The organism is Campylobacter gracilis (genome assembly GCF_018374135.1).
Taxonomy (GTDB): domain Bacteria; phylum Campylobacterota; class Campylobacteria; order Campylobacterales; family Campylobacteraceae; genus Campylobacter_B; species Campylobacter_B gracilis_A.
This window is the reverse complement of record NZ_JAHAFS010000008.1, coordinates 84,340-90,796: the sequence shown is the minus strand read 5'-3', so window position 1 is coordinate 90,796 and position 6,457 is coordinate 84,340. Positions and strand designations below refer to the sequence as shown.

Sequence of the window (6,457 nt, the reverse complement as noted above, 5' to 3'; positions counted from 1 at the left end):
TGTAGTTACTACGTTGGTTTGAGCGGTGTATGGCATAGTGATTAAATTTATAAAGAAATTTAGATCGGAGCGGGTCACGACGTCGCCTAAAGAATTTAGATGCGAGCCGATATCCTTATAATCATTCGTATTCGTTTCAAGTATGGTAAGCTTAAAATTTACCTGTTCGAGCTTTTTATCGCTTCTTTGAACGAAATCTATTATGTCGTTATATTCGTCATATTTTTCCCTTTTTACTGCAATTATATGTGATTAGATATAGCTAAAATTTTATCTGAATTTATTTTATAGAAGTTGGTTATGGTTGCTACATAATACGGGAAAACCCCTAATGCAAAAAAGCCCCTAATAGAACCCCTATTTTTTCAGAAATAATTATACTACAAACAAAAATAAAAGGAAAGAAAAATAATCTAAATATAAGATAAGCAAGCACCTATATACGGGAATTGAAGAGAAGTAAAAAGAAGTGATTGGAACTTAAAGATAGCTTAATTGGTGGAGGTGTGCGGGATTGAACCGCAGTCCGAAAACAAACGACCAAAGCCTCTACATGTTTAGCAAAAGCGAAGTTCTCGCGCAGGCTCGCTCACTTTCCAAAACGACCCGCCGGCGCAAAGACTAGAGTTTCACCCTACGGCTCGTCACGCCGCAGAGCTACGCTATCGCAGATTACCCGCCACCACGCTTAGATAGTATCGGCGCAGAGCAGGGCTCGACTGGACTTACGCAACTTTAGCGTAAGCAGGAGCAAATTTAACGTTGTTTGCGTTTAAATTTAGTTTGGATTTTATACGCTGTATCCAAAGCGACATGCAGCCTTGACCCATCCGTTCCCGTCGAAGCCAAGTCACCCCCGAAAGAATGCGCGCGCATTTTACTTTAAAATTTTATAAATGTCAAATTCGGCTTATGCTAGAATTGCGTTCAAATTTTAACCAAATCAAGGAGCCAAAATGTCAAAAATCACGCTTTCTAAATTATACGAGATGAAAAAATCCGGCGAAAAGATCGTGATGATCACTGCCTATGACGCGCTTTTTGCTAAAATTTTCGACGACGAAGTCGATATGGTGCTCGTAGGCGACAGCCTAAATATGAGCTTCGGCGGGCACTCCGAGACCCTGGGCGCAAGCGTAGAGCAGATGATATATCATGCGCGCGCCGTAAGACGGGGGCTAAATCGAGCGTATATGGTCGTAGATATGCCGTTTTGCTCGTGCGCGACGCCAGAGCTCGCGCTACAAAACTGCGCCAAAGTCTATGAAAGTACCGGCTGCGACGCCGTCAAAATCGAAGGCGGCGCGCATATGGCAGATACCGTGGCACTGCTTAATCGAAACGGTATCGCCGTGATGAGCCACATCGGGCTAAAGCCGCAATTTTCGCGCTTTATGGGCGGCTACAAGGTAAGTGGGCGTGGCGAGGAGGGCGCGCGCGAGGTTTTAAGCGACGCTAGAGCGCTTGCCGAGGCGGGCGCGGTGCTGCTGTTGGTCGAGGGGACGATCTCCGCAGTCGCAAATCAAGTGGCGCTCGGTACCGACGTGCCGGTCATCGGCATCGGTGCTGGCGCCGGCGTGGACGGACAGGTGCTTGTGTGGAGCGATATGTGTGGATTTTTCACGGAGTTTCGGCCGAAATTCGTTAAGCGCTATTTAGACGGCGCCGAGCTGGTAAAAGGCGCGGTGCGCGAATATGCGCGCGAAGTCAAGGAGGAGAGCTTTCCGAGCGAGGAGTTTGAATATAAGCAATAGTGGGATTTGGGCTAAATTTTAAAATTTACGCGCCGAAATTCTGGCAATAAAACTACGCTTGTCTTAAATTAACGCTTCGTTTTCGCGTCACAGGCTATGTAAACGGCTCGCGCCGCTTGAAATTTATTCGACGTGAGCTATTGTGAGCGCTTTATCAAGTGCGAGAGATCGCAGGCGCTTTGGGCGGATACTCTGCGCAGTATTTTATGCGGGGCGGTGTCGCGCGAGAGTTTGCGCGCTTCTGCATGCGGGCGCTATTTCTGTCGCCGACTGCAACGCGAGAGCGCTTTTCATGAACGCTCTCGCGCCCGCAGCTCTAAAATATGCTGCGAGAGCTAAATTTTACGCACGCAGCCGTAGAATTCTGGCATAAACTAGCCGTCACGTCTAAATGGCTTATAAAATTTAAGGAGAAAATTTGGCTAAAGCTTTAAAAATCATCATAGCCGCGGCTCTGGGCTTGCTCTTTTGCGTAAAGGTACTGCCGATTTTGGCGATAGTTTTGTATTTTAAATTCTTTTTTGTCGATCACGACGCAATAGAGCTAGATAAAGCTCCGCTGATGCAAAACTACGAGCAAAATCGCGAGAAATTTCTAGACCTGCTAGCATTTGCGGATCGCAATTTTCCCAAAAATTTGCGCGTCATGATCGAAAGTGCCTACGGCGATGAGTATATTTGGATCTATATGGACGGCAATAAGACGAAATTTTACTCAAATTCTATTTTCAAAGATAATGCGCCGAGCATAGGCGAGGGGTTAAAGCTCATTGGCTGGGACAAAAAGACGTTTGCAGAGCTAAAATCAAAGCTTGCAGCAATAAACGCTAGAACTATCGTGCTAAATAAAAGCGGCGATAGCGGGGTGCCTTGGGCGAGCATCACCTACAGCTATATGGAGCACTTTGCCGATAGCTATGAGTTTTATGTTCTAAAGAGTCCGAAGCTCGCCGAGCTATATACCAAGAGCTGCTCGAAAAAATTTGAAAGCGACGGCGTAGTATTTTTATATGCAATTGAAATATCGGATTATAGAGTGCTTTGTAAGGGTGACGACGATAATAAAAGTGTCTTGATCAAAGAGAGTGATCGATAAGGCGTTGCGAGGTTGTGTGGCTGAATTTGATCGCTCGAGCGCACGTTAAGCTTAGCGGTAAATTTTACAATCCGCGCCGAATTCCAAGCAGTCTCAAAATACCAAACTTTGCGCGAAATTTTACCTAGCCGCGCAAGTGCGCAAAGCAGAATTCTGCATAAAATTCTACGTAGAATTTCTTGTGAAATTTTAACTGACTATGCGAGATGGAATTCTGACTAGCTGCGTACCGCGAAGCTTGAAGCGCGGAATTTAAAGCCTCGCTGCCGCAAAAACAAAATCCGTATCAAGATTCTACAAGACAAAATTCCGCTGCAAAATTCCAGACGCCGAATTTAATATCACAAAATTCCAAGCGTCAAATTTTACGTCGTAAAATTCCGTGTGTATTTTTCAAACGGCTAAATTTCGTTTCTAAATTCTATGCGCTCAAATTTCGCACCGCCGCTCCGCAATCACCGATTGCGAACGCCTAAAGCCTTAAATTCTACGTGCTAAATTCAGCGCCGTAAAATTTAGCGCAGTTAGCAATCCGTGCGCTGTTTGGGAGCCGCCACAATAAAATTCCGCACTAAAGCATAGCAGGCGTAGCGGCATGAGCGTAGTCTTAAACCCGCCGCGGTAAAATTCCGCAGTCTTTCGCGACGGGTGCTCTGCTTTTTAGCCCCAGCCCTAAGCGCGTACCGTAAAATTCCGCGCGGCAAATTTTATTCCGCCCGCAAAGATCCATCCCTTCAAAATTGTCAAAATTTAGCCATTTTTCGCTACACTTGCTAAAATTTTAAAAACGATTAAAGAGAGATTATGGACAGAATTGTAGAGATCGAAAAGATGCAGCTCGATGAGAGCGTGGAGAGCTCGCTGCGCCCGTCGAGCTTCGAGGATTACGTGGGGCAGGAGAAGATCAAATCAAACCTCGCCATCGCGATCGCCGCGGCGAAAAAGCGCGCCGACGTGCTTGATCACGTGCTTTTCTACGGGCCGCCCGGGCTCGGTAAAACCACGCTGGCGCACATCATCGCCGCTCAGATGGGCGCTGCTATCAAGGTCACCGCCGCGCCGATGATCGAAAAAGCGGGCGATTTGGCGGCGATTTTAACGAACCTGCAAAGCGGCGACGTGCTTTTCATCGACGAGATCCACCGCTTAAGCCCCGCGATCGAGGAGGTGCTGTATTCGGCGATGGAGGACTTCCGCCTCGACATTATCATCGGCTCGGGTCCCGCCGCTCAGACCATTAAGATCGACATTCCGCACTTTACGCTCATCGGCGCCACGACGCGCGCGGGCATGATCTCGGCGCCGCTGCGGGATCGCTTCGGCATGCAGTTTCGCTTGCAGTTTTACACGCACGCCGAGCTTGCGCGGATAGTGCAGATCGCTTCGGTTAAACTCGGCAAGGAGAGTGCAAGCGACGCCAGCGCCGAGATCGCGCGCCGCTCCCGCGGCACTCCGCGTATCGCGCTGAGGTTGCTGCGCCGCATACGCGATTTTGCCGAGGTGCGCGACGAGGGCGCTATCTCGCACGATCGCGCGCGCGAAGGGCTTGAGGCGCTGGGCGTGGACGAGCAGGGCTTTGACGAGATGGATATAAAATATTTGGAAATTTTATTTGACGCCAAGCACCGTGCCTTGGGGCTTAGCACGATAGCGGCGGCGCTTAGTGAGGATGAGGGCACGATCGAGGACGTCATCGAGCCCTATCTGCTCGCCAACGGCTACATCGAAAAAACTGCCAAAGGCCGCATCGCAACCGATAAGGCGCGCGAGGCGCTCGGTCGCATGCTAAAGACCGCGGAGAGAAATCTGTTTGAGGAGTAGGGCGGATGAAATTTTATACTTCACGGCGCTAAGTCATAGCTACGCAGGTGGAAACCCTGCCGTGGCGATTTTGTATATTTGGTCTTTGAATTTTGCTTGGTTTCAAAATTTCTTCAGATTTAAAATTTAAAGCGGGAAATTTTGTAAATTTAGAGCAAATTTATTATCGGCTCAATAAAATATCCAAAAGAATATGAAGGGAAATTTTATGAAATTTATAACAAAATATATAAAAAAGGCTCTTCTATTATTTTTACGATGTATTTTACAGGCGCGTTTTTATCAGGGGAGTTTCGCATCCGTCAGCACAGGTGGCTAGCATAGGCTGTTATGGTTTGCATTTTGTTCTGTGTGGAACGCTTTTTACTATTTATAGGACAGATACGTCGCCTAAGCAGTTAAATGAGCTTGAAATAAATACCGGAATTTTAAGAAACGTTTATTATGATTTTCGCGGAAGCGGCGGACGAATACATATAGAACTAGAAAACGGCAAGAAAAAGGTTTATGAAATAAGCAAAAGCGATAGCGATATTTATGAAAAGCTAAAAGGGCAAAAAATCAAAATTTATGGCGAGCCGAGCCCGGATATATTAGGCAATAATGAAATTTTACAGCTTGAAGATAAAGATGGAAAAATATATAAGAAATATAATTTTGACCATAGATTATTAAGACCATATTTGATGACCGCACAGTTTAAATTCTTTTTAAAAGGGGCGATTTTTCTACTTTTATTGATATTTTTTATAAATTTTTCAGATAGAAATTTGATTAAAACAATCTAGAAAAAGGAACAAAAAATGAGTAACGGGCTAGGTATTATTAAAGATACGCTTTCGCATGGTCTCACTAATGCGGCTGCAGCGCAAGCTGGAGCGAAGCTCTGCTTTCATACGCCTATAAGGGCGGCTATTATTCTCACTCTACATTGAAAGTTAAAATTTAGTCTATTCGCGCATCCGTTGTGCTCATTATTTTATAAATTCGCTATTCTTTTGCTCTACGCAGATTGTTGTTTGCGATTATTAAGGTACATTAATTTTCTAAAAAATAGCCTGCCGCCTGCTTAGCTTTTACTTAACTCTCGTTTATCGTACCGATTTTACTTCGCTTCTAGCAGACGCATTCGCTATACATTTTTCTTTTTCACGCGCGGTTGCCGCCTGTGCTTATTATAAGGGCTGCGGCGCGAGTATATCCAAACATCAGGCGCGCGCAGCTTTAGATTTTGCGGCGCAACGCGCGCGTCTAGCGCCAGCATATCAGCACTGCCCACCAAAGCGCTAATTTCATCAAATTTAGCCGCACGCGCGTCCAGCGTCGGTCTGTCGGCGCGCACGGTCTGTCCGCCCACGCCTACGTAATCGCACACGCCGCGCAGCTCGTGCACGAACGCGCGCTGCTTCTCGCTGCCGATCCGCCCATGCACCGCGCCGTTTAGCGCGGCATTGATTTTGATGAAGCAAAAACCGCTCTCGCGCGCCAAATAAAACGGCTCCGCAAGTTCCGCCGCCGCGGCATGGCAAACGTCAAATTTTACCTCTATGCCCCCGCGGCGTAAAATTTCCGCGCCGCCCGCAGCCTGCGCGTTCGTATCGCGCGCGCCGATTACCACGCGCGATAGCCCGAGCTCCGCCAAAAGCTCGGCGCAAGACGGCGTCTTGCCGCGGTGCGCGCAGGGCTCGAATGCGGCATAGGAGCACACATCTGTTTTTGATGTATGTTCGAGCTATGCGCTATTTTCATAAATTAAGTACGATCCGTGTATATGTCGTATAGCGCG

5 protein-coding genes and 1 other RNA gene are annotated in these 6,457 nt (G+C 47.2%); 4 read left to right on the top strand and 2 right to left on the bottom strand.

Annotated features, from left to right (window positions below; genetic code table 11):
- Positions 1–496 precede the first annotated feature (496 nt).
- Positions 497–858, bottom strand: a transfer-messenger RNA (tmRNA) gene (gene ssrA / locus KH703_RS05235).
- Positions 859–956: 98 nt separating this feature from the next.
- Here ssrA and panB point away from each other — a divergent pair.
- The 4 genes from panB to KH703_RS05215 all read left to right on the top strand — a co-directional run bounded on the left by panB (position 957) and on the right by KH703_RS05215 (position 5,459).
- Positions 957–1,754: a 3-methyl-2-oxobutanoate hydroxymethyltransferase gene (gene panB, locus KH703_RS05230; RefSeq protein ID WP_304294722.1), complete on the top strand. Its 798-nt coding sequence runs from the start codon at positions 957–959 to the stop codon at positions 1,752–1,754.
- A gap of 418 nt (positions 1,755–2,172) precedes the next feature.
- Complete coding sequence (locus tag KH703_RS05225; RefSeq protein ID WP_304294721.1) at positions 2,173–2,850, top strand: hypothetical protein; 678 nt, start codon at positions 2,173–2,175, stop codon at positions 2,848–2,850.
- A gap of 804 nt (positions 2,851–3,654) precedes the next feature.
- Positions 3,655–4,671, top strand: a complete 1,017-nt coding sequence (ruvB, locus tag KH703_RS05220) for a Holliday junction branch migration DNA helicase RuvB (protein WP_304294720.1) — start codon at positions 3,655–3,657, stop codon at positions 4,669–4,671.
- Between the two features lie 311 nt (positions 4,672–4,982).
- Positions 4,983–5,459, top strand: coding sequence for a hypothetical protein (locus tag KH703_RS05215; protein WP_304294718.1), 477 nt, complete (start codon positions 4,983–4,985; stop codon positions 5,457–5,459).
- Positions 5,460–5,803: 344 nt separating this feature from the next.
- Here KH703_RS05215 and KH703_RS05210 read toward each other — a convergent pair whose 3' ends face one another.
- Positions 5,804–6,379, bottom strand: coding sequence for a hypothetical protein (locus KH703_RS05210; protein WP_304294717.1), 576 nt, complete (start codon positions 6,377–6,379; stop codon positions 5,804–5,806).
- Positions 6,380–6,457 lie beyond the last annotated feature (78 nt).